Genomic DNA, 26,875 nt, shown 5'->3' with positions numbered 1-26,875 from the left:
GTTCGCTTATTCATAAACAATAATTATAAAAAAGAGGGATTTATGACGCCATTGATTTCAAATGACGCCACAGTTCTAGGCTTGCTTGCTGTTATATTAGGGTTTGTATTTTATACAAGTAATAGTGCTAATAGCGGTTGGCAAAAGTTCTATAAAATAGTACCAGCAGTATTAATGTGTTACTTCCTACCATCACTTCTTAATACCTTTAATGTTGTCGATAGCGATACGTCTCAAGTGTATTTTGTTGCATCTCGCTATTTATTACCCGCTTGTATAGTTTTGTTAACCATCAGTGTTGATTTACCCGCGATATTAAAGTTAGGGCCAAAGGCGTTAATTTTATTCTTTACCGGTACTTTAGGTATAATTATTGGTGGCCCATTAGCGTTATTGATTATGTCTAGTTTCTCACCAGAAATGCTTAATGGTGCAGGTCCTGAAGCCGTTTGGCGAGGTATGACAACCGTTGCTGGTAGTTGGATTGGTGGCAGTGCCAACCAAACTGCAATGAAAGAAATTTATGAAGTAGGTAATAACATATTTTCATCTATGATAACGGTGGACGTCATTGTCGCTAATATTTGGATGGCGGTATTACTGTTACTTGCAAGTAATGCAAAAAGAATTGATGCGCGTACGGGTGCTGATACCACAGCTTTAAATGAATTAAGAGCTAACGTTGAAGAGTTTGAAAGAAAACACGCCCGCATTCCAAAACTAGAAGATATTATATTTATTTGTGCTATTGGTTTTGGCGTCACTGGTTTTGCACATTTTTGCTCAGATCTGATCACACCTTATATGATTGAGAATCACCCAACTTTCGATAAATATAGTTTTCATAGTCAATTCTTTTGGATGATAGTGATTTCTAGCGCCATTGGTATTGCATTATCATTTACCAAGTTACGCAAGGTTGAGGCGGTTGGAGCCTCTAAATTTGGTAGTGCATTTTTATATATCTTAATTGCCACCGTAGGATTGCATATGGATGTAACTCAAATATTTGAGTCCCCTAAATTCTTTATATTAGGCACTATTTGGATGTTAGTTCATGCAATATTAATGTTAAGTGTGGCTAAATTAATTAAGGCTCCATTGTTCTATATGGCGGTTGGCAGTCAAGCTAACGTCGGTGGAGCCGCTTCTGCACCTGTGGTTGCGTCGGCATTCCATCCTGCATTAGCGCCTGTTGGCGTATTATTAGCAGTTATGGGATATGCAATTGGTACCTATGCAGCTTGGTTCTGCGGACAAGTGTTACAAGTAATTGGATCATAGCTGCCTAACTAAATACGTTAGGTGTTTAAACTATTGGAAATAAAATGACAAACAACAAACAAAACATTCAAATCGGCGCAAATATTGAGTTAGCAAATGATAAACCATTTGTATTATTTGGCGGTATGAATGTACTTGAGTCTCGTGATATGGCGATGAAAATCGCAGAACATTATAAAGAAGTCACAACTAAGTTAGGCATTCCTTATGTTTTTAAAGCATCGTTTGATAAAGCTAATCGTTCGTCGGTAACTTCTTATCGTGGTCCGGGCATGGAAGGGGGATTAAAAATCTTTGAAGAGATTAAATCTCAATTTGATTTGCCAATCATTACGGACGTGCATGAAGGTTTTCAAGCGGCGCCTGTCGCAGAGGTTGTTGATATTATTCAGTTACCTGCCTTTTTAGCACGCCAAACCGATTTAGTGGTGGCGATGGCAAAAACCAATGCAATCATAAACGTGAAAAAACCTCAGTTTTTAGCACCACATGAAATGCGTCATATTATTAATAAGTTCATGGAAGCCGGTAACGACCAAGTGATCTTATGTGAACGTGGTTCACAGTTTGGTTATAACAACTTAGTGGTTGATATGTTGGGTATGGATGACATGAAAAAAATGGCTCCAGTTATGTTTGACTCGACCCATGCGTTACAACGTCCAGGCGGTCGTACAGACTCTGCCGATGGTCGCCGAGCTCAAGTTGCTGAATTATCTAGAGCTGGCATGGCATTAGGTTTGGCTGGTCTATTTATTGAGGCTCATCCAAATCCAAATGAAGCTAAGTGTGATGGTCCTTGTGCATTACCGTTAGAAAAGCTAGAAGGGTTCTTAACTCAAATGAAACACATTGATGATTTAGTTAAGTCGTTTCCGCCATTAGATACATCAGCTAACTAAGCATGACTATCAAAAATTAACGTTGGAAATAACATGGAATCTACACCAAAAGTAATACTAGCCGATGATAAAAACATCATTACTGATATTGCCTTTGGTGTAGATGACGCCTTATTAGGTAAAGGTTTGGCCTCGCCATTACAGCGTGGCCTTGCAATGTCAATTGATGCCTTGGCAGTGCTTATGCTTACTCATGTTGGCGCTGTATTTTGGGGGCTAGTTGCCGGTTTATCTATCTTTAAATTTGGTAAAAAAAGTGAACAAAAGCGTTGGCGCTTTGCCCGTTATTTATTACGTTTAATTGGTGCGTTTGCTGTTTTTATTAGTGTTATCGCATTTATTAATCAAAGTTTTAATAACGATATTGTTATCCCCGAAAATGACCTAGAGATCACACAAGCCCCTTCTTTTGCTAATTCAATAAGGTTTGCTGCATTACTTTTTGAATTAACTACTAAATTAGAACAACCCGATTGTGATTTAGCTTGTTACCATCCGTTAATTGAAGACACTTTAGATGCTGTTGCAGAGCTTAATATGTCTAATGATGAAGTGTATGAATTCATCGAAGACAATTCAAAATCGTTACCCATAGAGACAGAACAAGCGCGTTTAGAATACGTTGATCAACTTTTTACTTATTATCAAGCGTCAGTACAAAAGTATGCGGCATTAAAAAATCCTACAAAACTAGATCAAACTGAACCGTCAGATCAAGCCACTTTGGAAAATGAGGTCGTTCAAGCACCTGTTGTAGTTGAAGAGAACAATGAACAGCAAAGCTCAGATGAACAAAGCTCAGATGAACAAATACAGCCAAAACAGGAAGCGCCTGTGTATAGTTTGGTTGAGTTTGGTAAAGGGATTATTTCTGATTTAGGCTTAGGTTTTGGTTGGGCGGCGTTATATTTTACGGCTTTTCCTGCTTGGTGGCGTGGACAAACTCCTGGTAAACGTTTGATGGGAATACGAGTGATACAACTTGATGGTACTTATATGTCAGCATGGGATTCATTTGGTCGTTATGGTGGTTATGGTGCTGGTTTTGCCACAGGTTTATTAGGATTTTTCCAAATTTATTGGGATTCAAACCGTCAGGCTATTCAAGATAAAATATCCGCAACCGTGGTAATTAAAGGTGATTTGTAACTAAGTTAATCCAATTAACCTAATTAGTATTATAAATGCACTAAATTGGTAGTTAAAACTTGCACTTTTTTGGCGCAATTGCATAATGTTAAGCTGTTTAATTTTTGGATTTCATCATGACTTCAGTTGTTATTTCCGGTTCAGGTTTATTTACCCCTCCTCATAAAGTCTCAAATAAAGAGCTTGTCGATGTATTAAATGCTTATGCAGAAAAATATAATAGCGAACACCAAGCTGAAATTGCCGCTGGCACATTAGCAGAAAAGAAAAGTTCAAGCGTAGAATTTATTGAAAAAGCGTCAGGTATAAAATCTCGTTATGTTATGCATAAAGAGGGCATAACTGACCTTAATGTCATGCACCCAAGCATGGTAAAAAATGATCCTGAACAGCCACCAGAAATGGTATTAATGGCCGTTGAAGCAGCCAAACAAGCTATCGCCAATTCAGGCAAACACGCCTCAGATATCGACATGATCATTCTTGGTAGCTCTAATATGCAGCGTTCTTATCCGTCTATGGCCGTAGAAGTACAACAAATATTAGGTGCGAGCGGTTTTGGTTTTGATATGAATGTAGCCTGTTCTACCGCTACTTTTGCCATCATCAATGCTTATAATGCAATTCAAACTGGCAATGCTAATACGGTATTAGTGGTTAATCCAGAGTTCACTACGCCTCAGTTAGATTACACTAACCGTGATAGTCATTTTATCTTTGGTGATGTAGCCACTGCGCTTATCATTGAAAAGCAAGAAACCGCAACTTCAGCAAATCAATTTAAAATTGTAAACACGAGTCAAATCACACAATTCTCAAATAATATTCGCTGTAATCACAGCTATGTCGATCACTGTTACGATGAACTTGCAGAAGATAATTCATTTTTCTTCCAAGAAGGGCGTAAAGTTTTTAAAGAATTGTTGCCATTAGCAACCAATACAATCTCAAGTCATATTGCTGACAACAATTGGCAGGTTACTGATGTTAAACGAATGTGGTTACATCAAGCCAATATTAATATGAATTTGTTTGCGGCAAAAAAATTATTAGGTCGTGAACCTGAGTTTCTCGATGCACCGCTAATATTTGATGAATACGCGAATACGGCATCAGCTGGTTCTGTTGTTGCATTCCACAAGTATCAAGATGACTTTAAATCTGGCGAAAAAGGTATTTTATGTAGCTTTGGTGCTGGATACTCAGTGGGTTGTATTAGTTTAGAAAAGCTTTAAATATAACAAGCGTAATAATTAAAGCCGAGTGTTGAAAAACAACTCGGCTTTTTTGATCTTAGGGTCAGTGTTTTTATACGTTTATTAGTCGCTAATGTTAAATGAATATTTTGATATCAGACTTGTTTCACCAGGCATTGTCGTTTTCCCAGCATAAATAAAACCAAGCTTTTCTAATAGTTTGATTGATGCAACATTGGTTGGATTAACGACTGCCACTACACAGGTTTTTCCTTGATTAATGACATGATCCAACAATAGTTTACTGGTCTCAAAGGCATAACCTTGACCAAAATGTTGTGGTAAAAACGCAAATCCTATGTCGTCGTGTGATAAGTGATCACGTTTTAAATAACTGACTGTACCTAATGGCTCATTGGTTTGATTATTAACGACGGTAAACAAACCATAAACCGGATATTCTAAGGTATAAACTTGGTGAATTTTATCTATGACTTGTTGTTTGGTTCTGATGTTTCTATCGCCAATATTATCGATAAAACCGGGGCTGTTAAGTAACGCCAGCATAAAGTCAGCGTCACTTTCTTGCATATCCCTAACGGTAATACGCTCACCGAGTAACAACATAAAATATCCTACTTTGGTTAAGAGCTAACAGTTAATTAGAAAGCAGAGCATTAGCCACTTTAGAGTTCGTTTTTTTACCCAACGCTTTGCAAATGGTTTCGCCTGCTTGTGCTAATGCTGTTAAATCAACGCCATGTTTAATGTTTAAACCATTTAACATATAAACTACATCTTCCGTCGCTACATTGCCAGATGCGCCTTTCGCGTAAGGGCAACCGCCTAATCCAGCAACCGCAGAATCAATTACACTCACGCCTAAGGCTAAACAAGCATATATGTTTGCTAAGGCTTGACCATAAGTATCGTGAAAGTGGACCGCTAAGTGCTCAATTGGAACTAACTTAGCTACTTCAGCCAACATTGCCTGTGCTTTAATTGGAGTGCCAACACCTATGGTGTCACCTAAAGAGATTTCATAACACCCCATGTCATACAATGTTTTAGCGACTTCTGCTACTTTAGCAACGTCTATGTCACCTTCGTACGGGCAACCTAAAACACATGACACATATCCTCGGACTTTTATACCATCTAACTTAGCTTGTTGCATAATAGGTTCAAAGCGTTGCAAGCTTTCAGCAATTGAGCAGTTAATATTTTTCTGACTAAAAGACTCGCTTGCCGCACCAAATATAGCCACTTCTTTAACGCCTGCTTGTTTGGCTAGTTCATAACCTTTTAAGTTTGGCGTCAGGGCAGGGTAATTAATGCCATCAACTTGATCGATTAAACCATATATTTCAGCAGAGCCCGCCATTTGTGGCACCCATTTAGGCGACACAAACGAGCCGGACTCGATCACGGTTAAGCCTGTTTTTGACAAACTATTGATCAAATTGACTTTATCTTCCAATGTGACAGGCACTTCGTTTTGTAATCCGTCTCTTGGGCCAACTTCAACTATCTTGACCTGCTTTGGCATGGCCATATTAGATAAATTGTTATCCATTATAATTGTCATATTAACTCTCTATAATATTGTCACGGTTAATTGTTACAGGATTCAAACGTCAGTAGCTTCAAAGCTCAGAAGTTCGGAACCACCATCAACCATGTCGCCAGCTTGATAAAACAAGGAGGTAACCATGCCGTCACTTGGCGCTTTAATGACATGTTCCATTTTCATGGCTTCCATGATCATCAGTGCTTGGTCTTTCTCGACATTATCTCCAGCACTCACTAATACACTTACCATAGTGCCGTTCATTGGCGCAGTTAAACCTCCTGCGCTGGTATCGTCACTTGCATCACCCATATCTGCTAATACTTGAGTAACCTTATATACGTCTTCTGCGGTATATAAACAGACATCAAGATCAGCAAAAACTACTGTTATGCTGCGACGAACGCCATCGATAAAACAATTAAGGCTATTGCCTGCTAATTCTCCTTCACATTGGTATACAAGGTTGTCCTTGTCCTGTGAACTAACCGTAATGGTATAACGGATGTTTCCGTTAACATTAGTTTCGCTAGGGTGTTGTTCAACATTTACGTTAAATTCCACTTCATTGTGAGACAAAGTTATAGGATGTAAATTAGCTTGGTTTAAGCGCCATGCATTATTGGTATGCCAAGGCGAATGAACGTCTGTGCTAGTTGTGGCATGGCTATTCGCTTTTTTAGATTGTTGTAAAACTAATGCCAGTGCCGCCATAGGTAATTGATGGGTTATGTTTTGGTTGTTGGCATTGTTTTCTGAAAAGATTTGATCATGATTTTTTTCAATAAACCCAGTGTCAATTTGTTCAGTCACAAAAGCGTCACAACTGGCCACGTTATGTAAAAAGTCGATGTTCGTTGTCACACCTTGTATACGATATTCTTTTAACGCTTTGGTTAAACGTTGTAACGCTTTTTCGCGGCTTTCATCCCATACAATTAGTTTGGCAATCATAGGATCGTAAAACACACTGACATCATCGCCTTGACGTACACCAGTATCGACACGAACGTGTTGGCTTTCAATAGGAGTTTGTAAAAACTGTAAATGGCCAGTCGCTGGTAAAAAGTCATTATCTGGATCTTCAGCGTATATACGTGCTTCAAATGCATGACCGTTAATTGTTAGCTCTTGTTGTGTTTTAGGTAAGGTCTCGTTAGCGGCAACACGTAATTGCCATTCAACTAAGTCTTGTCCTGTGATCATTTCAGTAACTGGGTGTTCTACTTGCAATCGAGTATTCATTTCCATGAAATAGAAAGAACCATCAATATCCAATAAAAACTCAACCGTGCCCGCACCTTGATAACCAATAGCTTGAGCAGACTTAATTGCAGACTCACCCATTTTTGCACGTAGTTCTGGAGACATGTTAAACGCTGGCGCTTCTTCAATTACTTTTTGATGTCTACGCTGAACTGAACAATCTCGTTCAAATAGATAAACCGCATTGCCATGATTATCACAAAACACTTGGATTTCTACGTGACGAGGTTGAGTTAAATACTTCTCAACCAACATACGATCATCACCAAATGATGATAATGCTTCACGTTTTACAGCTTCAAACTCAGACTTAAATTCTTTTTCACTCCAAACCTGACGCATGCCTTTACCACCGCCACCGGCAGTGGCTTTAAGTAATACTGGATAGCCCATATCGTCCGCAGCTTGTTTGATCACATCCATAGATTGATCGTCACCATGATAACCAGGTACTAACGGCACATTAGCTTTTTCCATAATACTTTTAGCGGCAGATTTAGATCCCATAGCTTCAATCGCACCAATTGGTGGACCAATAAAGACAATGTTATTTTGCTCACATAAACGACAGAAGTCAGAGTTTTCAGATAAAAATCCGTAACCCGGATGTATTGCTTGCGCACCGGTTAAAAGGGCTGCATCTATGACTTTTTGTGATAATAAGTAACTTTCGCGAGAAGGCGAACCACCTAAATAAACGGCTTCATCCGCCATTTGCACATGCATGGCATTTTTATCAGCGTCTGAATAAACCGCAACCGTTAATATCCCCATGGCACGAGCTGTCTTAATTACACGACAAGCAATTTCTCCACGGTTAGCAATGAGTATTTTAGTAAACATATTAGTTATCCTTCACGTCAGATGACTGCCAATTAGCAGGACGTTTTTCAAAAAATGAGGTTAAGCCTTCTTGGCCTTCATCAGATACGCGTATCGCAGCAATACGTTCAGAGGTATTGGCAATAAGTGTGTCTTCAATTGGCTGATGTGCAACATCGAGTGCAAGCTGTTTAGCGGCTTTAACTGCTAAAGGTCCATTGGCTAATAAAGTATTAACAAAGGTCTGTGTAGCATTTTCTAATTCAGTAACGGCAACGACTTCATCCACTAAACCGATGAGTTTGGCTTGGTCGGCAAAAAAACGTTCAGCCGTTAAAAAATAACGCCTTGCTGCTTTTAGACCAATAACATTGATCACATACGGGCTGATAGTTGCGGGGATTAAACCAAGCTTTACTTCACTTAAACAGAAACTCGCCTTGTCTGATGCAACGACTATGTCACAACAGCTAACTAGTCCCACGGCACCACCAAATGCAGCACCTTGAACCTGGGCTATCGTGGCTTGTGGCATAAAATTTAATACTTTAAATAACTGGGCGAGGGCATTTGAATCTGCAAGGTTTTCTTCATACGAATAATCGGCCATGCGTTTCATCCAGCCTAAGTCAGCCCCAGCACAAAAACTCTTTCCTGTAGAGTTTAATACCATCACTTTAATGTCAGGGTTACTGGCTATATTGGCAAACAATGTGGTCAATAAAGTAATCACTTCGTCATCAAACGCATTGTGTTTATCGGGGTTATTAAGAGTGACTGTTGCAACCCCTAATCCATCGACGGTACACAAGACTTTAGGCTGGCCTAAGGTTTGACCATTTTCTTGAATCTTTAATTCTTTAGTCATTGCCTTTCCCTACATTCTAAAGATACCAAACTTGGTATCCTCAATGGTTTTGTTTAATGATGCAGAAATGGCTAAACCAAGCACTTGTCTGGTATCTGCAGGGTCAATGATACCGTCGTCCCATAAGCGGGCAGAGGCATAATAGGGATGACCTTGGTGTTCGTACGTATCAATGATAGGTTGCTTAAACTCAGCTTCATCTTGTTCAGACCAAGACTCACCACGTTTTTCTTTTTGATCGCGAGTTACTTGCGCTAATACACCAGCGGCTTGTTCGCCTCCCATTACTGAGATACGGGCGTTTGGCCACATAAACAAAAATCTTGGATCAAAGGCACGGCCACACATGCCATAATTGCCCGCACCATAACTGCCACCCACTAAAATGGTGAACTTAGGCACTTTGGCACAAGCGACCGCGGTAACCATTTTTGCACCATGTTTGGCAATACCGCCAGCTTCATATTGTTTACCAACCATAAAGCCTGTGATGTTTTGCAAAAACACCAAAGGTATTTTACGTTGGGCACAAAGCTCTACAAAGTGCGCGCCTTTTTCAGCAGACTCACCAAATAAAATGCCGTTATTGGCAACAATACCAACTGGGTAACCATAGATATGAGCAAAACCACAGACTAACGTAGAACCGTATAAGGCTTTAAATTCATCAAACTCACTGCCGTCTACAATACGGGCAATGACTTCTTTAATATCAAAAGGTTTGCGAGGATCTTTTGGAATAACACCGTAAAGCTCTTCACCAGAATAATCAGGGGCGTTCACTTCTTTTATTTTTAGTTGAACGTCTTTAGTGCGGTTTAAGTTACCAACGGCACTTCTTGCAATTTTCGAGTGCATGGTTGTCGTTCTGAGCTAAATGATCAGATACCCCAGAAGTACGACAATGTACGTCGGCACCACCAAGTTCTTCCGCTGTGACCACTTCACCAGTCGCTGCTTTCACTAAAGGAGGACCCGCTAAGAAAATAGTGCCTTGTTCTTTAACAATAATAGATTCATCGGCCATGGCAGGAACATAAGCCCCACCTGCCGTACAAGAGCCCATAACTACCGCGATTTGCGGAATGTTTTGTGCTGACATAGTAGCTTGGTTAAAGAAGATACGACCAAAGTGTTCCTTGTCTGGAAATACATCATCTTGATTTGGCAAGTTTGCACCACCAGAGTCAACCAAGTAGATACATGGCAAGTTATTCTCAAGGGCAATGGTTTGTGCTCTTAAGTGTTTTTTAACCGTTAACGGATAATAAGTACCGCCTTTTACAGTGGCATCGTTAGCGACGATCACACACTCTTGGCCACCAACACGGCCAATACCTGTGATAATGCCGGCGGCAGGGACGTCGTCTTTATAAACTTCATAGGCGGCTAGTTGAGACAGCTCCAAAAACGGAGAGCCGTTATCTAGTAAATGATCAACACGATCTCTTGGTAATAATTTACCTCTAGATAAATGACGTTCACGGCTACGTTCACCGCCGCCAAGTTTAATTTTTTCTAACTTAGCTTTTAAGTCATCAACCTGTATTTGCATATGTTGTGCATTTTCAATGAAGTCAGCACTGCGTGGATTTAACTTACTTATTATCTTTGCCATGGTCTCTCTTCTTAACTCTTAATTTTGAAGCACTGGCTAAACAAGCTTGTGCTTCAAAGTAGTCATTAAAATAAACGTATATTGTTTTTATTTATTTTGATTCGTTAAATAATTCACGACCAATCAACATACGACGAATTTCAGAAGTACCTGCACCAATTTCATATAACTTAGCATCACGTAATAAACGACCTGCAGGGAACTCATTAATGTAACCATTGCCGCCTAATAACTGAATCGCATCTAGTGCCATTTTTGTGGCCAGTTCAGCAGAATATAAAATAACACCTGCAGCGTCTTTACGGGTGGTTTCGCCTCGGTCACAAGCTTGCGCAACCAAATAGACATAAGATTTAGCCGCATTCATTTGGGTATACATGTCGGCTACTTTGCCTTGAACTAATTGGAATTCACCAATAGATTGACCAAACTGTTTACGGTCGTGGATATAAGGAACCACTAAATCCATACAAGCATCCATGATCCCAAGTGGACCACCAGATAACACTAAACGTTCGTAATCAAGACCTGACATTAATACACGTACACCTTTGCCTTCTTCACCTAAAATGTTTTCAGCAGGGACTTCACAATCTTGGAATACTAATTCACATGTATTAGAACCGCGCATACCTAACTTATCTAGTTTTTGATGACGAGAAAAACCAGGGTAGTCACGTTCAACGATAAATGCCGTTATGCCTTTTGAACCGGCAGACGTATCTGTTTTTGCATAGATGATATATACGTTGGCATCTGGACCATTAGTGATCCACATTTTGTTGCCATTTAAGATGTATTTATCGCCTTTTTTCTCGGCTTTTAATTTCATGCTGACGACGTCAGAGCCGGCGTTTGGTTCAGACATTGCTAACGCACCAATGTGCTCACCAGTACAAAGTTTTGGTAAGTATTTAGCTTTTTGTTCGTGAGTACCGTTTTTGTTTAATTGATTTAAACAAAGATTAGACATGGCACCGTAGCTTAAACCAACCGATGCTGATGCGCGGCTGATCTCTTGCATAGTGACCACGTGTTCCAAATAACCTAAACCAGAACCGCCATATTGTTCATCAACCGTCATGCCTAATAAACCCATGTCGCCAAATTTACGCCATAAGTCCATTGGGAATTCGTTATCTATGTCTATTTGTGCCGCTCTTGGTGCGATTTCGTCGCGGGCAAAAGCATTTACTTGGTCGCGGATCATGTCTACGGTTTCGCCAAGATTAAAGTTGATTGTTGAGAATGAGCTGATCATAAGTAGGTCTCTTGTTTTTATTAATTAGTGTGTTCCAGTGGCATTCACCAGAATGAGTTCTTATTCGTTTATATAAATTAAGTGTTTAAAGCTGTTTTAGTGTTTCGTTACAGTTTTGTTCCAATTGTTCCAAATCGTCCATTACCGAGGTAATGTCGAGTAACTGTTGCGCCAATATTTCTTTCTTGGTGGCAATCAGTTGCAACATAGTTTCAAGTTGACGTTGTTCAGATTTTTCGGTGTCGTACAGGTCAAATATGGTTTTAGTTTCTGCTAACGAAAAGCCCAAACGTTTACCGCGCAATACAAGTTTTAGTCTGACTTTGTCTTTTTGCGAATATATTCGGGTCTGACCTTTACGCTGTGGTGCTAATAAGCCTTGGTCTTCATAAAACCGAATACTGCGGGTGGTAATGTCAAACTCTTTGGCGAGTTCACCAATACTAAATTGTATAGGTTGGTCGGTAGCCATTTGTTTCATTCCTAAATCTACTTTTATCTGTACCAACAACACGTCTGCTGTCATACAGGACATGAAATTTATAGTGATAGTCGTATACACAAATAGACGTACTATTGTGTTTACTATTGTTGGAATTATAATAGGGTAAGTTTACGTTAACGTAAACTTAGTATTTATCTTTATTTAGAGTTTGAACATTTTAAATAAGGCAAGATTGTAAAAAAAACAAGACACAAATCCATTTGCGCTTTGTCATTCAGTTGTGTGCAATAGTTTTATAAAGTTGCGAGGCAGGTCACAATGAACCACAAAAGCAGTTTTAAGCTTTAAGTGAAAAGCAAAAACAAAGCAGTTTCGAGTCGCGAGCTTTGAGTGAAAAGCTAAATGCTAGGCAGGCTACTTTGGTAGTATCGTGGAAATTTTTTATTTACAGTAAAATAAAGAATATGCTTTTTTACTTATTTCTTTTAGCTTACAGCTTACAGCTTATGACTTTTAACAAACAATAATAAACATTTACGTTATCAACAGAGGTTTTAAACATGTCCAATCAAGATCCTATAGTTATAGTATCGGCTCAACGTACCCCATTAGGTGGTTTTCAAGGCAGTCTTTCATCGTTAGCGGCTCCGGAACTTGGTGCTACAGCAATTGCTGCAGCAATTGAAAAAGCAGGTATTACAGGCAACGATATCGACGAAGTTATTATGGGATGTGTATTACCTGCTGGTTTAGGGCAAGCGCCAGCTCGTCAAGCGGCAATTAAAGCTGGGGTGCGTTTAGCTGCAGGTGCAACGACCATAAATAAAGTATGTGGTTCAGGCATGAAAGCGGCCATGATGGCTGCGGATTCATTAAGCGCAGGTTCTATCAATGTGGCGGTTGTTGGTGGATTTGAAAGCATGTCAAACGCACCTTATATGTTACCAAATGCCCGTGGCGGAATGCGAATGGGTCATGGCAAAGCCATGGATCATATGTTTTTAGATGGTCTAGAAGATGCGTATCAAGGTAAGGCGATGGGCTGTTTTGCTCAAGATACGTCAGATGAATTTAAGTTCACACGTGAACAATTAGATAACTACGCAATCCGTTCGTTAACCCGTGCTCAAGAAGCCATTGCTAGCGGTCGTTTTGATAATGAAGTTTCACCGGTAACGGTATCATCACGTAAAGGTGATTATGTGGTATCGGTAGATGAACAACCGGGTAACGCTAAAATAGATAAGATCCCAAGTTTACGTCCAGCTTTTGCCAAAGACGGTACGATTACCGCAGCAAACTCTTCTTCAATCAGTGACGGAGCTGCGGCATTGGTATTAATGAAACTGTCAGAAGCGACTAAACGTGGTTTAACCCCAATGGCTAAAATTGTAAGTTACAGCACAAACTCAATTGAACCAGAAAAATTCACAGTAGCCCCAATTGGCGCGATGGAAACGGCGTTAGCCAAAGCGGGTTGGTCAGTAGAAGATGTAGACTTGTTTGAAATAAACGAAGCGTTCGCTATGGTGACCATGGCGGCAATGAAAGACATGAATTTACCTACTGATAAAGTAAACGTAAACGGTGGCGCATGTGCTTTGGGTCATCCTTTAGGTGCATCGGGGGCACGTATTATTGTTACTTTATTACATGCTCTTAAAAACCGTGGGTTAACTAAAGGGTTGGCGTCTTTGTGCATTGGTGGTGGAGAGGCGACGGCTATTGCTGTAGAACTAGTTTAGTTTTTACTTATAAACTGGCGTTTATGGATGCTTAAATTAGGTGTTTTATGAATAGAGAGGAGACCAACATTGTTGGTCTTTTTTTTGTGCTTTTTATAGGTTGCTTTTAGAGTTGACGTTTTTATATCTTACTTATTTGAACTTTAAGGTTTCGCCCCTCGGCAAGTTACCTTTTTGCAACAGCCCAAAAACGTAACCCAAAAAGGCCGCCCGTAAACAAACATCTATTTGTATTAAATATTAACTTTTATCTTCAAATACGGAAAAACATTCGTCCCTGAACATTTTCCTCAATCGGGCATCCATGCCCGCTCGATTAGAGAAAAGTTAATATTTAATACAGATGTTTTGAATCGGGAGTAAAAGCAAGATCAAGAGCAACAACAAAAGCAAAAGCAAAAGCAAAAGCAAAAGCAAAAGCAAAAGCAAAAGCAAAAGCAAAAGCAAAAGCAAAAGCAAAAGCATTACAGCTTTATATGCCACTTTCTCCTATAGTTAGTAAAACGCCCCAATTGTTCTTTTGTATCCAGTGAGTAATAAAGCGACATATGTAAATTAAATAACAAGGACAGACACTCAAATTTTTCAAGGAAACTTATTTCACTTCAGAAATATTTAGATGGAAAGATGGAGTTGCGCCAAAAATATGCAATTTTTGATACTTCAAGATAGTAAATTAAGTGGATGTTCAGATTTTAAATAACCGAGTAACGTTATTTACGCTACTCGGTGTTTATTGGGGGAGAGGGTTACTCTGTAACGGATAAATGATTGATTTTCTGCCAGTGTCCATTTTTGTATTTGATCTCATAAAATGGCCAATAATTATTATCAACTCTTAACGTGATGACACCTGAGGTATTTCTAAAGTCTAACGTTTTTATTAAAACAGACTCTTGATGCTTTTTGCCTTTAACGGCCTTTACAAAATCGTCTGTATTTTTAATTGCCTGTCCATCTATTTCGACAATTCGCTGCATTGCATAAAGTCCATAACGAGTGGCAGGAGAACCATACCGATAACTTGCTACATACACGCCATCTTCACCGACATTACCTTGCTGTTGAGCCGCTCTATGCGGGGTATGCAGATATAAACCAGACCAATAAAATACTTGTTCAATATCATTCCCTGTTAAACGTGCCGTTGTTAACGTATCGGAATAAACCTTGCCTTCGCTAAAGTAAGTCACTTTCAATTCAGGTGATTGAGATAATAATTCTACTTGTCTAAAAGAAGATACTGGGGTGTCATTTATCGACAATAAGATATCCCCACGCTTAAAGATTTCAGCACTTTTGGAGCTCTTAGCGACATTATATACAATAAGTAACTTACCAGTTGATGAATTTTGTTCTGTTGACTTTACTAACCATTCTTCAGGCAAGCCCATTTTTAATGCATTTACCGGTGCTATCGTTGTTAAATTTAAATCTATGGAATAAATTGGATTTTTACTTTCGTAAAATTCAATTAACTCTGCAATATAATCTACGGTAATACCAGCCATCAGAGTGTTAACACCGTCTCCATTTCGTTCATTAAAGATTGTCCAAAATGCGGTCATTTCATTTGCTTCATTAAGTAAAATACCATCTGCAGATAAATTAGGATTTATGAGGTTAACCACTTCTATATTTCGTTCAATAAACTGTGGTGCTTCGAATTGTTTTAACCAAAGCTCATCTATGGTGTCAACGTTCGTTTCACGATACTCAACGACACCGTCATAATTAAGTCCCATTTGCAGTATGCGATCTCCTTTTTTTATAGATGTTTTACTTAATGAGACTTGTGCTAGTGCTATTTTCGCAACACTCTCTGGCTTAAATGATACTAATGCCAAATTATGCAAAGGGTGAATATACTCAACCTTACCTTTCACTTCTAAACGGTTGTTAAATGTTAGGTCGACATCTCCAAGTGAACTAAGAACAACATTTCTTGCGACAACAACCAAACCTTTTTCTATATTAACGATTACCCCGGTTCCCGTTTTTATGCTGCTTCCACTGCGACCTTGTATGGAATAAGGACTAGAGAAACTAACTTCAACTAAGGCATCTTCTATATGATCACTAATTTTCATAGCGGGCTTATTAGTGGTATCAGTAACCACTAGGTCAGGCTCAGATAATTGCATCGATTGACTGCATGGCCAATGGCCTAAAGCCGCATCTTTTTTACAAAAACTAAATTCAAACCAAGTACTATTTACTTCAACAAGTGCATAATTGCTTGTATTAGGATTATTAAGATTGAAATAACGTAAATGTACCTTTGTTCCGTTTTTAATGAGTTTTAATTGGTTATTAAATTCTTCTACGGTATCAACGTGAACCCCATTAAATTCTGTAATCACACTATTATGCGGTAGTCCAGCATGTTTAAAACTACCAGCAGAATTAGCGACATATACCCCTTTGATAGGCTTATTATAATGCCTTGCCTGTTGGTAGGATAAGTTATGAAAAATGCCCCCATCAAATTTTAAGTATGAAGAAGGAGTAATAGTATCTAAATCATCAACATCAACTTGTAATGATAGTAGTTCACCGCGTCTTAGTACTGCTAATTTTATGCTCTGTCCCACATTATTATTTATGTTAGTTTCAAGAGTTGAAAACTCGGCAATCGATTGTCCATTTAGGTCTAATAAAATGTCACCAACTTCAAGTGATTTTGAGGCAGAACTTTCAGGAATTATTGAATTTACAACTAACAAACCTAATACATCAGGGAATTGTTCACGGTATTTTACTTCTAATGTGTTATTTAAACCTAACCTTTGTAACTCAGCATAAGGTTTAACTATAAAAGTAGTTTGGATTGTTCCACGATAAATTTGTTCGTTTGTTTGAAGTTTCTTAAGCGCAATATTAATTTTTTCTAAAGGCAAATAAAACGCATTAGCTGATTTACTTTGGCCGCCAGCATTAAGCGCAACGACTTCTCCTTGTATATTAATTACTGGTGATCCTGAAGAACCTCCACTGGAAGCGGTGGCTGCTTGAATATAGGAAATATTAAAATCATTATATCGACCACGGCCGTAGGCCGGAGCTTCACGATCAAGTCGTGCAATGGTTCCATCTAAAATAGAAATTTTTTGTCCTGCATCATTTCCTATGATGCGGATTTCTTGACCAACACTAGGTTTCTTTTTACTTAACTTAAATTGGTGAGGTTGCAAATATTTAATCTGGCTAGGATCGTAGCGATAAAACCCAAAATCATGCACTGGGTCTATATACAAAGGGGTTAAATCTATTTCTTCATTGTTTATTAATATTGCTTTAGCGGTTACTGGTCCAGGGGTCACAATATGTCTATTGGTTAATATTATCCCTCTTTTTGAATCAACTATAAAACCAGTGCCATAACCGCTGCTATTCCATTTACCATCAAAGCTTACTGGTACATCAGTTTGAATACTGACTACGCCACTAGATACTAACTCAACCGTGTTGTTCCAATTTTCTTTAATTGTTGTTGGAGCACAATTAGTTAAAAATATAAGTGAAAAACATAACACTAAAGATTGTGCCATATTTGTTTTATTTAATAACATCCTTATTAACCTTAATCGTTGATTTATATTTATTTAATTTTAATAATCGATGATATGACTTCGTAAAATATTAGTCAAAGTAATATAAAATCAAGACAGAGTATTTAAAAATAAAACACGTTAAATAATTAATGAAAAGAGGGAAGTGACATTATTAAACTCACTTTTACTTTCTATCAATCTTTATTTTGATGTGTCCGCATTGTCTTTTATAAAGGAAATCACTGGATTGTCGTGTTTTTGTCATGTTTTTGTCGTTTCTAACAAAGTAAGATTGGATTATATTTACCGCACAATGAAAGTAAGAGAGAGAAATGTTTATGTTTCTTAAATCCTTAAGGCAAAAACAGAATTGGTCTCAAGAGCAACTAGCTCAATTGAGCGGGTTAAATATTCGTACGATCCAACGTGCAGAGAAAGGTGAAAGTGTTGGTCTTGAAACGTTGAAGTCTTTAGCATCAGTTTTTGAAATTGATATAAACGAAATCAAAAATGGCATACGTAACCAAAGTGAAAAAACAAATATACAAGAATATTCAGAACCTGAATTTGACTTAGAAACTGTAAAAGCTGAAGTGAAAGCAAAAAAAGAATTCTACATGTTAACACTCTTTTTAATTGCCATTTTTGTTCTCTTTTTATTGCCTAATTATAACCAAGGTGACAATTTAGGTGCACTAGTTTCATGTGCAATATCTTTTGCTTTAATCATCGCCGTACATGGATATATAGTATTTCAACCCTTTGGAGATAAATGGGAAATGAAAAAAATTAAGCAGGCCATGGATAACTATAAAAAGGAAGGATAACAGGCTCTATCTTGGGTGATTTTATTAATACAAACTAAGGTAACTGCTTGTATTTTATTAACCTCTAAAAAAATAAAAGAGCCAACCATTCGTATTTTAGAGTGGGTGTCTACGTTAGAACTTGCGCTAAGCTAAATTTCATTGAATCATTTTTTGATGGATGGTAGCCTTAAAAAATGCAAATGAACAATACATACAACTTCATTACAGTTACATGGTGGCGCTCTATTTTATAGAGCGGCGCTGAATCACATTTATTCAAAGCCGTCGGAAGACTGCTTATGAATAACCTTATTTATGTCTCCGATGGTACAATTAGGAGTCATATTATGCACAATCCAAGAACAATCTTAAAAAAAGAAAAAATATTAACTGGAGATCGAGCAACTGGTCAGCTTCACCTGGGGCATTTTGTTGGCTCGCTTCAGCAGAGAGTGAAACTACAACACGACCATGAACAAACCATTTTAGTTGCAGATTTACAGGGCTTAACTGATAACGGTTATAATCCACACAAAGTATCGTCCAATATTTTGAATGTTGTCGCTGATTATTTGGCTGTCGGTATTGATCCTAAAAAAACAACTATTTGTTTGCAGTCAGCTATTCCCGCGTTATCTGAACTGACAATGTACTATTCGAACTTAGTCTCTGTTGCAAGATTACAGAGAAATCCAACTGTGAAAAGTGAAATTTCAGCTAAATCATTCGGTAGGTCAATTCCAACAGGTTTTTTAACATACCCGATTAGTCAAGCCGCAGATATTACCGCATTTAGAGCTACTTTAGTTCCTGTTGGTGAAGACCAATTGCCAATGATTGAGCAAACGAATGAGATAGTGAGGAAATTAAACCATATCGCACAAGATGACATTCTAGTGGAGTGTCGGCCATTATTAAGTAAAGTGCCACGCTTACCAAGTTCGGATGGTAAAAATAAAATGTCAAAATCTATGGGCAACTGTATTCTTTTGAACTCCAGTGAAAAAGACATATCGAAAGCAGTAAAGTCGATGTACACCGATCCTAATCATTTAAATGTTGAAGACCCAGGACAAATTAACGGTAATGTTGTTTTCACATATTTAGATGCATTCCACCCTGACTCAGCTTATATTAATGATCTGAAGGATAGATACCAAAATGGTGGTTTAGGTGACGGAACCACTAAAAAAATTCTAGAAGAGTGCTTACAAGAGATCTTAAAGCCAATTAGAGAACGTAGGGAAATATTTATGTCAGATAAATCTCAATTAATAGACATTCTTAGAGTTGGTAGCCAAAAGTCTCAAGAAGAATCAAATCAAGTGTTACATAACGTTAAGCGTGCATTTGGTCTTAACTTATTTAAAACACCAAATGATGTCTATACTCAATTAGGTGATGCACTTCCAATTAGCAAATAAAAGGGGCACCCACTCGTATTTTAACAGCTTTGTTAGATACAAAGATCTGAGTTCATGCATTGGAGGAAATAATGGATATTTATAATCCCAATAAACAAGTAGATGCTGAAAATTGGTTAGCATTAGATGAAGGGATACGAATTGAATTGGTTCATGATTTCCATTCAAACTTAGATCTTGAATTAACCGAAGATGCCATACGGTTACATTCATCAATTCATGTGATAGTTGAGAATCAATTAGCAATGGGAGTTGATTTAATACCTGAAACGTTTGCAAAACTTACAAGGCAAGGCTTGAGTCGGCACGAAACAATTCATGCCATTGGTGCAATAATATCAGAAGATATTTTTGAAGTTATGAAAGGGAATACTAAAGAATTTTCGCCCAAGAAATACAGAAGGAAGCTTGAAAAACTAACAGCAAAAAGGTGGCTAAAAGGGCAATATTAGAATTTGCACTTAATAAATTCAAAGGCCACCCACTCGAAACTCAAACTTTTTATATATAATTCAATAAATAAATTGAAATGATAACTATAAAAATAACCAGAACACCCACTTTAATTTCAAAATCGGGGTTAAACCTTATTTAGTGTTAATTAGCTTATGCTCTGGTGCATTCCACAATCCCCCTTAAACCTAGAGCGATTAAAACATTAACCCATAATCTACCATTAACTAATTTATCAAATTGATTGGTTAAATTTTTTAACGGGTTAAAAACAATTGTGTCTTTGCCATGTATTAATTCATTTATTATTTGGGGAGGTATGTCGCAGTATCAATTGTTTTCTTGTGACTTCAATTGAGCTCGTAAGCCAATACTATGGAAGGTTTATTGTGCGCTGCTAAGGTAACAAATATATATAACTAAAGCATGATTTAGGTCATACGTCTTTCTGTTATCACTGAGATTAAGCAAAATATCTCAAACTTGATCGTCTGATAAAAATAACATCAGAAAATACATAAAGGTTCAAATAGCCTTATTTACTAAATTTTCGGAGTAAAACTGAATTCATACGAAAACAAAAAATGTTGCTTTAGTTTCTATTAAAGTTAAATTATGAACATTGTTATAATCTAGCTTATGGTTTATCTAGAAAAGGAATACAAGATGAAATTATTACTCATAATTATATGTTTAGGTTTCTTAAGTGGTTGTAATGCTGTTATCGGAATACCCACAGATTTGGATACTCAACCTTGGCGTACTCTATATTTAATTTCATTTTTTAGTCTTTTATTCTTACCTGTATTATCAATAGCTACTCTTGTATTCAGTATTTGGCAATCGCCAGAATTTAAACTGAAATTAGAAAAGTACTTATATAAATCACTCTTGGTATTTGGCGGTTTATGGTTATTGACTGAACTATCATTGCCATCAAACACCAACATCCGAGTTGATTTATTTTTTATAATCCCTGCGCTTTTAATTCAATTGGTGGCCGTTTTTATAGCCATCTTAATGGCAAATAAAATCGGCAACGACAATAAGCCTATATCAAATTGAATAGGTAAAGTTGAGCTGAATACGTTAAACCCAATTTACCCCCAGAAATTATGAGTAAAATAAGTAATGAGTGAAAATATTTATACCGATGAATCCGAACATAAATTAGCACTACGTCATTTAGTTAAAGAAGATTACGCCGACTTAAAAGTGATGATGGATGAGGTATATCCAAACTTAGGCGGCGCTTGGCCGGAAAAACAATTTAAAGCTCAATTAGCTGTTTTCCCAGAAGGGCAAATTTGCATTGAAGATCACGGTAAAATTGTCGCCGCTGCATTTTCATTGATAGTGGATTATGACAAGTTTGGCGACCATCACACCTATGATCAAATTACCGGTGATGCATACCTGACAACGCATGATCCGCTTGGTGATGTGCTCTACGGAATTGAGGTTTGTGTTTCGCTTGATTATCGCAGTATGCGTCTTGGCAGACGTTTATATGAAGCTCGTAAAGAGTTATGCCAAAGCTTAAACCTTAAGTCTATTATTGCTGGTGGACGAATTCCTAATTATAAAAATTATGCGCATGAACTCTCACCACAAAAATACATAGAACAAGTAAAAAAACGTGAGATATATGATCCAATTTTAACTTTTCAGCTATCCAATGATTTTGAGGTAAAACGGGTATTAACCGCCTATTTACCAGAAGATAAAGAATCAAAAGGGTATGCCACCTTACTTGAATGGACCAATCTTTATTATGACGACCAAAAAACCCCATTGATCGGCGCGACCAAAACTTCGGCGCGAATTGGTTGTGTGCAATGGCAAATGCGTTCTTTAAACTCAGTTGAAGAGTTAATCCAGCAAGTAGAGTTTTTTGTTGACGCGTTATCAGACTATCAATGTGATCTTGCTTTGTTGCCAGAGTTTTTTAATGCGCCATTAATGGGTATTGATGAACATGATAACTCATTTGATTCGATTAAGGCTCTGGCTGAATATTCAGGCGAAATTTTAGATGCGATTTCCAAATTGGCAGTCAGTTACAATATAAATATTATTGCGGGTTCTATGCCTGTGATGGAAGACGGTGATTTATATAATGTAGCTTACTTGTGTCGCCGTGACGGAACGTTAGAGTCGCAATATAAATTACACCCAACCCCTTATGAGAAAAGGGCGTGGATCATGAAAGGCGGTAATGGACTTAATGTGTTTGATACTGACTTTGGCCGAATAGGTATTCTTATTTGTTATGACGTTGAGTTCCCAGAACTCGCCAGATTACAGTCTGAGAAAGGCATGCAAATGTTATTTGTGCCATTTTGGACGGACACAAAAAATGCTTACTTAAGAGTACGTCACTGTGCTCACGCTAGAGCGATTGAAAATGAATGTTATGTGATCACGGCAGGCAGTGTGGGCAACTTACCAAAAGTCGATGGGGCCGATATACAATATGCACAATCCGTTGTTTTTTCACCGTCAGACTTCTCATTTCCGCATGATGCGATTATGGCGGAAACCACACCAAATACAGAAATGACCTTGATTGTCGATCTTGATTTAACCAAGTTGGATCAATTAAAAAATGAAGGCTCGGTTAAAAACTACTTAGACAGACGTCGTGATTTATACAAAATAACGTGGATTGGAGATTAACGTAATTAAATGTATAAATAATGTTTATGATTACTTCTTACCTTACTTAAACAATTAATGGTTCATATTAGGAGAGAAAACTCCAAATATGCTCACCTTGACTGATAATTGGACGAATATTTAATGAGAATAAATACAATGAAATTTACCTTCTTCACTGCTTTAATATTGTTGTTTGCGCCTTTAACGTCTTACTCTTTATCCCAAATTTCAAATCCTAATTATGATCCTGAGTTAGCAGAAAAGTTAGGCGCAGATGATTATGGAATGAAAAGTTATATCTTGGTTATATTGAAAACTGGTGAGAATACATCAATCAATAAAGAGATGAGAAGCAATGCGTTTGTTGGTCACATGAAGAATATAAATAAACTCGTAGACCAAAAGAAGCTGATAGTTGCCGGGCCCTTTGGTAAAAATAATAATGATTTTAGAGGTATATTTATTTTAGATGTTAGCTCAATTGATGAGGCTAATTTATTACTAGAAACCGATCCCGCCATCAAAGAGAAATATCTTAAAGCCGAACTTTACCCATGGTATGGCTCTGCGGCTTTATCAGAGTATCTAGAGTCTTCAGATAAAATTTGGAAAGTAAATCCTTAAACGAGGTTTGAATAGTTTTATTGAAATATAAGCGGTAATAAATCTAACCGCTAAACTTCTTTACCACCATATTGTTCCGCTAAATTATCAAGTTCTGATAAGGTATTATCAAATCCACGTTGATCATATTCATAAGACACATTGACGCTATCATCTCCTTTGAACAAACGAGTAGATACTTGCGCAACATGCCAATTTTTTAATTCATGTAAAAAACGATTCGCAACTTGGGCTGAAGAGAAACGGTAACTCACTTCTGTTTTCATAACACTCTTTTTATAACGTTTAGGCTGATTTGAACCCGTGCAGTTTGGATAAATTTTCTCGTTAGTCAAGTCAATCTTAATAGATTCTTCATATTATCAATTGATCAGTTATTAGTTGTATTGTTGACTATTTATTTCACCATCTGTTTTTCAGTTCAAGTATACTGTCGGCCTTTTAAATGTGAGTGATATCCGATGTCTAAGATATTTATAATTGGCTTACCTAGGACAGGCACCACCAGCATCAGTGTTGCATTATTAGAGATGGGGTTGTCGGTGGCGCATACCGCATTTACCAAAAAGGCGTTTGAAATGGCGGACGCTATTTCGGATGCACCCTGTTTTAGTGACTACAAACATTTAGATCAATTATTTCCCAATTCCAAGTTTATTTATTTAACCAGAGAGTTAGATAAATGGCTGCCTTCCATTACTATGTTACTGGGTAAAATGGCTCCCCGTTTAGATCCCAAAACGGGAGTGTTCCATCCTATTTTAAAGCGCAGTTTTCATCATACCTTTTCGGTGGATTTACCCTTGAGTCAAGCTCAATTAACGGATTGTTATAAGCGTCATGAAAAGGAAGTACTTTCATATTTTAAAAAACGTGATGATTTTTTAACTGTTGATGTAAGTGAGCAAGATAGCTTATTAAAAATCAGTCAGTTTTTGGGGTTAACGCCAAAAGATGGCGCTGAATTTCCAAAATTAAATGTAGGCCGTAATGTCGCGAGTTGGCGTGAATACAAACACCCAAACAAAATAAATTCCAATTTAGCTGGGGTAGAACACAGGAAATACTTTGATTACGTTTTGCAATAAACATATTAAAATTACCGACATCGGCTTTGCGCGCTTTAGGTTACTTTTTTTGATTATATTGATGTACGTCAATAGAATTTGCAGCAACGGAAGTTACAAATTGAAAGCGATTGTTAATGGCCTACACCAGTGGTAGTTTATACTTATAAAATACGTTACACATACTAATAAATCTAAGGAATCCCTATGTATAAAACCATTCTTTGTGCAATAGAAGACAGTGAAGAGGGCGCAAGTGTACTTGCCAAAGCGAAGGAATTTGCACAAGTTTGTAACGCTAAGTTGCTCGTTACTCACATCATTTCATACTCTTTGCTTCCAAAAGATTACCAAAAAGAATTAAAAGAAAACGCATTACCTTCAATCGAATCAAAAGCGGCAGCGTTGGATATTCCATTGAAGAATGTCTCGGTGAAATTTGGTAAAGCTTATGAACAAATTTGTTTGTTGGCTGAAAAGAAAAATGCGGATTTAATTATCCTTGGCACGCACTCTAAAAAAGGGATTCAAGCCCTTATTGGCTCTACGGCCAATGGTGTGGCTAACTATGCTAAATGCGATGTTACGTTAATTAAAGTGTAGTCTTGTCACTAGCTAGACCATTAAAAAAGCGAAACTGTTAAATAGTTTCGCTTTTTTTGCTGAACCGTCCTAAATATCGTCGACACTTTTCAATCGCTATATCGGTGAGAGCTATAAATTAAATAACAAATGGGACACAAAAAAGTTATACCGTCGTTTTTAAATTTTCAGTTGTCTAGGAAGCAGAAAAAGGTGAGATGACATATAAAATGGCACAAGACTCATATGGTATTTAAGGCTGCTCAACAGTAATAGTTGGCTTCGTAAGCATGGTCGTCTGAATTGCTACAAAGGTACACGCCAATTCTTTCGAGTTAATGTGAAGCAGTGAGCGCTTAATTAATGACCTAAACTTACGGTTTACGGTGTTTGTTAAAATGGCGGTTAATGAATTGCGCAATTACAGAGAAAATACCGTATTCTAAAGCTTGAATAGTATCGTTATCTTAAGGGAGCTTACCTGTGGCTAAACCAAATTATGCTTTTGAAAAGCGCCAGAAAGAATTAGCAAAAAAGAAAAAGAAAGAAGAAAAACGGTTACAAAAATTAAAAAGTCCAGAATCAACAGATGCATCTGAAGCCAATGCATCTGAAACTGATGGTGATACAACCGATTAATAAATCAATATACTGCGATGAAAACTAGGGGGCATATTGAATTTATGAAAATATCGATTTACCTAATTTCACTCACAATTTTGCCTTTTTCAATATCCGCAGATACGTTAAAACCATTTACCAGTGATGGATGTAGTGCATTTTCAGACGGGACATTTAAATAGATAAATTTGTGGCTTTCTTGCTGCCAAAAACATGATTTTGATTATTGGAAAGGCGGCACGTACCAAGCGCGTTTAGACTCAGATAATGCACCAAAAACATGTGTCTCTAATGTTGGTGAGCCTGAAATAGCGGCATTAATGCTGGCTGGGGTTAGAGTGGGAGGAACACCGTATTTACCCACGAAATTTAGATGGGGTTATGGTTGGCCTTACCCGAGGCTTTATGGCGTTTTGACTGCGTCAGAGTTACATCAAGTAAATCAATTATCCATTGGCTTAAGCTGGAATAAAAACTAGATGCCAGTTCATTATTTATATCTTGAAGGACAGCAATTTGAAATTCACTTTGGTTTTATTAGCTTGATTAACGTTGACCCTACAAGGGTGCAGTACCATATATACAGTGTCATCTGACTGGTCTGCGCCAGAAGAGCTAAAACAAGACGTTTGTCGTAATGAGTGTTCTATCCCAAGAGTATACTCTGGCGTGGCATTGGACTTGTGTATGATCTTGAAAGGGAATGGAGGTCAAGGAAGTGCCATCATGTTCTGGGATATATTTTTCAGCCTACCGGCAGATACGCTAATTTTACCTTATACCGCTTACTTGCAAATAACGAAAGGCAGTATATCGAGCGATACAATTTGTCAAAGCTCAAACGTTACTAATCATTAAAAATCCACTTTGTCGGTGAACAGGCAATAATGGATCATTACATGTTAAGCAAGATCTCCAACCCAATTTTTAAATGCGAAGAGAACCGAAGTGTAT

At 37.7% G+C, this 26,875-nt stretch carries 24 protein-coding genes and 1 pseudogene; 16 read left to right on the top strand and 9 right to left on the bottom strand.

Going from position 1 to position 26,875, the window contains the following annotated elements; translation table 11 throughout:
• Nucleotides 1–42 precede the first annotated feature (42 nt).
• The 4 genes from RT723_RS02825 (at nt 43) to RT723_RS02810 (ending at nt 4,570) form a co-directional block, all read left to right on the top strand.
• Nucleotides 43–1,284 (top strand): DUF819 family protein, encoded by a 1,242-nt coding sequence (locus RT723_RS02825; RefSeq protein WP_216055957.1) that lies wholly within the window; start codon nt 43–45, stop codon nt 1,282–1,284.
• Between the two features lie 44 nt (nt 1,285–1,328).
• Nucleotides 1,329–2,186: a 3-deoxy-8-phosphooctulonate synthase gene (gene kdsA / locus RT723_RS02820; protein WP_315945805.1), complete on the top strand. Its 858-nt coding sequence runs from the start codon at nt 1,329–1,331 to the stop codon at nt 2,184–2,186.
• A gap of 33 nt (nt 2,187–2,219) precedes the next feature.
• Nucleotides 2,220–3,335, top strand: a complete 1,116-nt coding sequence (locus tag RT723_RS02815; RefSeq protein ID WP_315945804.1) for an RDD family protein — start codon at nt 2,220–2,222, stop codon at nt 3,333–3,335.
• 116 nt (nt 3,336–3,451) lie between these two features.
• A complete protein-coding gene (locus RT723_RS02810) occupies nt 3,452–4,570 on the top strand; it encodes a beta-ketoacyl-ACP synthase III (protein WP_315945803.1) in 1,119 nt (372 codons plus the stop codon).
• 84 nt (nt 4,571–4,654) lie between these two features.
• Here the strand turns inward: RT723_RS02810 and RT723_RS02805 are convergent, their stop codons facing one another.
• The 7 genes and pseudogenes from RT723_RS02805 to RT723_RS02775 all read right to left on the bottom strand — a co-directional run bounded on the left by RT723_RS02805 (nt 4,655) and on the right by RT723_RS02775 (nt 12,408).
• On the bottom strand, nt 4,655–5,158 hold the full coding sequence (locus RT723_RS02805) for a GNAT family N-acetyltransferase (RefSeq protein WP_315945802.1): 504 nt from the start codon (nt 5,156–5,158) through the stop codon (nt 4,655–4,657).
• Nucleotides 5,159–5,189: 31 nt separating this feature from the next.
• Nucleotides 5,190–6,086 carry a hydroxymethylglutaryl-CoA lyase gene (locus tag RT723_RS02800; RefSeq protein WP_315945842.1) on the bottom strand — a complete coding sequence of 299 codons (897 nt, stop codon included), beginning with the start codon at nt 6,084–6,086 and terminating at the stop codon, nt 5,190–5,192.
• A 75-nt stretch (nt 6,087–6,161) separates the two neighbouring features.
• Nucleotides 6,162–8,210 carry an acetyl/propionyl/methylcrotonyl-CoA carboxylase subunit alpha gene (locus RT723_RS02795; RefSeq protein ID WP_315945801.1) on the bottom strand — a complete coding sequence of 683 codons (2,049 nt, stop codon included), beginning with the start codon at nt 8,208–8,210 and terminating at the stop codon, nt 6,162–6,164.
• A 1-nt stretch (nt 8,211) separates the two neighbouring features.
• Nucleotides 8,212–9,057, bottom strand: a complete 846-nt coding sequence (locus tag RT723_RS02790; RefSeq protein ID WP_315945800.1) for an enoyl-CoA hydratase/isomerase family protein — start codon at nt 9,055–9,057, stop codon at nt 8,212–8,214.
• A 9-nt stretch (nt 9,058–9,066) separates the two neighbouring features.
• Nucleotides 9,067–10,675 (bottom strand): annotated as a pseudogene (locus RT723_RS02785) (carboxyl transferase domain-containing protein).
• Between the two features lie 91 nt (nt 10,676–10,766).
• On the bottom strand, nt 10,767–11,936 hold the full coding sequence (locus RT723_RS02780) for an isovaleryl-CoA dehydrogenase (protein WP_315945799.1): 1,170 nt from the start codon (nt 11,934–11,936) through the stop codon (nt 10,767–10,769).
• 85 nt (nt 11,937–12,021) lie between these two features.
• Complete coding sequence (locus tag RT723_RS02775; protein WP_252731806.1) at nt 12,022–12,408, bottom strand: MerR family transcriptional regulator; 387 nt, start codon at nt 12,406–12,408, stop codon at nt 12,022–12,024.
• A 533-nt stretch (nt 12,409–12,941) separates the two neighbouring features.
• On the opposite strand from RT723_RS02775, the gene RT723_RS02770 reads away from it, so the two are divergent.
• A complete protein-coding gene (locus tag RT723_RS02770) occupies nt 12,942–14,126 on the top strand; it encodes an acetyl-CoA C-acyltransferase (RefSeq protein ID WP_315945798.1) in 1,185 nt (394 codons plus the stop codon).
• Between the two features lie 749 nt (nt 14,127–14,875).
• Here RT723_RS02770 and RT723_RS02765 read toward each other — a convergent pair.
• Complete coding sequence (locus RT723_RS02765) at nt 14,876–17,698, bottom strand: trypsin-like peptidase domain-containing protein (protein WP_315945797.1); 2,823 nt, start codon at nt 17,696–17,698, stop codon at nt 14,876–14,878.
• A gap of 314 nt (nt 17,699–18,012) precedes the next feature.
• Here RT723_RS02765 and RT723_RS02760 point away from each other — a divergent pair, with 314 nt between their 5' ends.
• From RT723_RS02760 to RT723_RS02735, 6 genes are all read left to right on the top strand, one after another.
• Complete coding sequence (locus tag RT723_RS02760) at nt 18,013–18,507, top strand: helix-turn-helix domain-containing protein (RefSeq protein ID WP_315945796.1); 495 nt, start codon at nt 18,013–18,015, stop codon at nt 18,505–18,507.
• A 329-nt stretch (nt 18,508–18,836) separates the two neighbouring features.
• The gene (trpS, locus tag RT723_RS02755; RefSeq protein WP_315945795.1) at nt 18,837–19,913 is read left to right on the top strand and encodes a tryptophan--tRNA ligase; all 1,077 of its coding nucleotides are present in this window, start codon (nt 18,837–18,839) and stop codon (nt 19,911–19,913) included.
• Between the two features lie 71 nt (nt 19,914–19,984).
• Nucleotides 19,985–20,365 carry a hypothetical protein gene (locus RT723_RS02750; RefSeq protein ID WP_315945794.1) on the top strand — a complete coding sequence of 127 codons (381 nt, stop codon included), beginning with the start codon at nt 19,985–19,987 and terminating at the stop codon, nt 20,363–20,365.
• 667 nt (nt 20,366–21,032) lie between these two features.
• The gene (locus tag RT723_RS02745) at nt 21,033–21,431 is read left to right on the top strand and encodes a hypothetical protein (protein WP_315945793.1); all 399 of its coding nucleotides are present in this window, start codon (nt 21,033–21,035) and stop codon (nt 21,429–21,431) included.
• Nucleotides 21,432–21,497: 66 nt separating this feature from the next.
• Entirely contained in the window at nt 21,498–23,045 is a 1,548-nt protein-coding gene (locus RT723_RS02740; protein ID WP_315945792.1) for a carbon-nitrogen hydrolase family protein, read from the top strand.
• Nucleotides 23,046–23,183: 138 nt separating this feature from the next.
• A complete protein-coding gene (locus tag RT723_RS02735) occupies nt 23,184–23,651 on the top strand; it encodes a YciI family protein (RefSeq protein WP_315945791.1) in 468 nt (155 codons plus the stop codon).
• A 50-nt stretch (nt 23,652–23,701) separates the two neighbouring features.
• On the opposite strand, the gene RT723_RS02730 is transcribed toward RT723_RS02735, so the two are convergent.
• Nucleotides 23,702–23,917 (bottom strand): hypothetical protein, encoded by a 216-nt coding sequence (locus RT723_RS02730; RefSeq protein ID WP_216055942.1) that lies wholly within the window; start codon nt 23,915–23,917, stop codon nt 23,702–23,704.
• Nucleotides 23,918–24,112: 195 nt separating this feature from the next.
• Here RT723_RS02730 and RT723_RS02725 point away from each other — a divergent pair, with 195 nt between their 5' ends.
• The 5 genes from RT723_RS02725 to RT723_RS02705 all read left to right on the top strand — a co-directional run bounded on the left by RT723_RS02725 (nt 24,113) and on the right by RT723_RS02705 (nt 26,779).
• Complete coding sequence (locus RT723_RS02725; RefSeq protein WP_315945790.1) at nt 24,113–24,739, top strand: sulfotransferase family protein; 627 nt, start codon at nt 24,113–24,115, stop codon at nt 24,737–24,739.
• Between the two features lie 186 nt (nt 24,740–24,925).
• Nucleotides 24,926–25,321, top strand: coding sequence for a universal stress protein (locus tag RT723_RS02720; protein WP_216055941.1), 396 nt, complete (start codon nt 24,926–24,928; stop codon nt 25,319–25,321).
• Between the two features lie 462 nt (nt 25,322–25,783).
• On the top strand, nt 25,784–25,939 hold the full coding sequence (locus RT723_RS02715; protein ID WP_315945789.1) for a hypothetical protein: 156 nt from the start codon (nt 25,784–25,786) through the stop codon (nt 25,937–25,939).
• Nucleotides 25,940–26,109: 170 nt separating this feature from the next.
• A complete protein-coding gene (locus tag RT723_RS02710; protein ID WP_315945788.1) occupies nt 26,110–26,400 on the top strand; it encodes a hypothetical protein in 291 nt (96 codons plus the stop codon).
• 106 nt (nt 26,401–26,506) lie between these two features.
• Nucleotides 26,507–26,779 (top strand): YceK/YidQ family lipoprotein, encoded by a 273-nt coding sequence (locus RT723_RS02705; protein ID WP_315945787.1) that lies wholly within the window; start codon nt 26,507–26,509, stop codon nt 26,777–26,779.
• The last annotated feature ends 96 nt before the right edge of the window (nt 26,780–26,875 follow it).

Origin of the sequence: Psychrosphaera aquimarina, from assembly GCF_032461525.1 — a bacterium.
Classification (GTDB): domain Bacteria; phylum Pseudomonadota; class Gammaproteobacteria; order Enterobacterales; family Alteromonadaceae; genus Psychrosphaera; species Psychrosphaera aquimarina.
This window is presented reverse-complemented; position numbering and strand designations above follow the sequence as displayed.

What these genes read in the sequence shown, in the direction of transcription:
- RT723_RS02720 (WP_216055941.1), top strand. Translation starts at nt 24,926, where the DNA reads ATGTATAAAACCATTCTTTGTGCAATAGAAGACAGTGAAGAGGGCGCA.
- RT723_RS02775 (WP_252731806.1), bottom strand. Translation starts at nt 12,408, where the DNA reads ATGGCTACCGACCAACCTATACAATTTAGTATTGGTGAACTCGCCAAA.
- trpS (WP_315945795.1), top strand. Translation starts at nt 18,837, where the DNA reads ATGCACAATCCAAGAACAATCTTAAAAAAAGAAAAAATATTAACTGGA.
- RT723_RS02815 (WP_315945804.1), top strand. Translation starts at nt 2,220, where the DNA reads ATGGAATCTACACCAAAAGTAATACTAGCCGATGATAAAAACATCATT.
- RT723_RS02780 (WP_315945799.1), bottom strand. Translation starts at nt 11,936, where the DNA reads ATGATCAGCTCATTCTCAACAATCAACTTTAATCTTGGCGAAACCGTA.
- RT723_RS02795 (WP_315945801.1), bottom strand. Translation starts at nt 8,210, where the DNA reads ATGTTTACTAAAATACTCATTGCTAACCGTGGAGAAATTGCTTGTCGT.
- RT723_RS02740 (WP_315945792.1), top strand. Translation starts at nt 21,498, where the DNA reads ATGAGTGAAAATATTTATACCGATGAATCCGAACATAAATTAGCACTA.
- kdsA (WP_315945805.1), top strand. Translation starts at nt 1,329, where the DNA reads ATGACAAACAACAAACAAAACATTCAAATCGGCGCAAATATTGAGTTA.
- RT723_RS02825 (WP_216055957.1), top strand. Translation starts at nt 43, where the DNA reads ATGACGCCATTGATTTCAAATGACGCCACAGTTCTAGGCTTGCTTGCT.
- RT723_RS02790 (WP_315945800.1), bottom strand. Translation starts at nt 9,057, where the DNA reads ATGACTAAAGAATTAAAGATTCAAGAAAATGGTCAAACCTTAGGCCAG.
- RT723_RS02760 (WP_315945796.1), top strand. Translation starts at nt 18,013, where the DNA reads ATGTTTATGTTTCTTAAATCCTTAAGGCAAAAACAGAATTGGTCTCAA.
- RT723_RS02750 (WP_315945794.1), top strand. Translation starts at nt 19,985, where the DNA reads ATGGATATTTATAATCCCAATAAACAAGTAGATGCTGAAAATTGGTTA.
- RT723_RS02810 (WP_315945803.1), top strand. Translation starts at nt 3,452, where the DNA reads ATGACTTCAGTTGTTATTTCCGGTTCAGGTTTATTTACCCCTCCTCAT.
- RT723_RS02770 (WP_315945798.1), top strand. Translation starts at nt 12,942, where the DNA reads ATGTCCAATCAAGATCCTATAGTTATAGTATCGGCTCAACGTACCCCA.
- RT723_RS02730 (WP_216055942.1), bottom strand. Translation starts at nt 23,917, where the DNA reads ATGAAAACAGAAGTGAGTTACCGTTTCTCTTCAGCCCAAGTTGCGAAT.
- RT723_RS02805 (WP_315945802.1), bottom strand. Translation starts at nt 5,158, where the DNA reads ATGTTGTTACTCGGTGAGCGTATTACCGTTAGGGATATGCAAGAAAGT.
- RT723_RS02745 (WP_315945793.1), top strand. Translation starts at nt 21,033, where the DNA reads ATGAAATTATTACTCATAATTATATGTTTAGGTTTCTTAAGTGGTTGT.
- RT723_RS02725 (WP_315945790.1), top strand. Translation starts at nt 24,113, where the DNA reads ATGTCTAAGATATTTATAATTGGCTTACCTAGGACAGGCACCACCAGC.
- RT723_RS02765 (WP_315945797.1), bottom strand. Translation starts at nt 17,698, where the DNA reads ATGTTATTAAATAAAACAAATATGGCACAATCTTTAGTGTTATGTTTT.
- RT723_RS02735 (WP_315945791.1), top strand. Translation starts at nt 23,184, where the DNA reads ATGAAATTTACCTTCTTCACTGCTTTAATATTGTTGTTTGCGCCTTTA.
- RT723_RS02800 (WP_315945842.1), bottom strand. Translation starts at nt 6,086, where the DNA reads ATGGCCATGCCAAAGCAGGTCAAGATAGTTGAAGTTGGCCCAAGAGAC.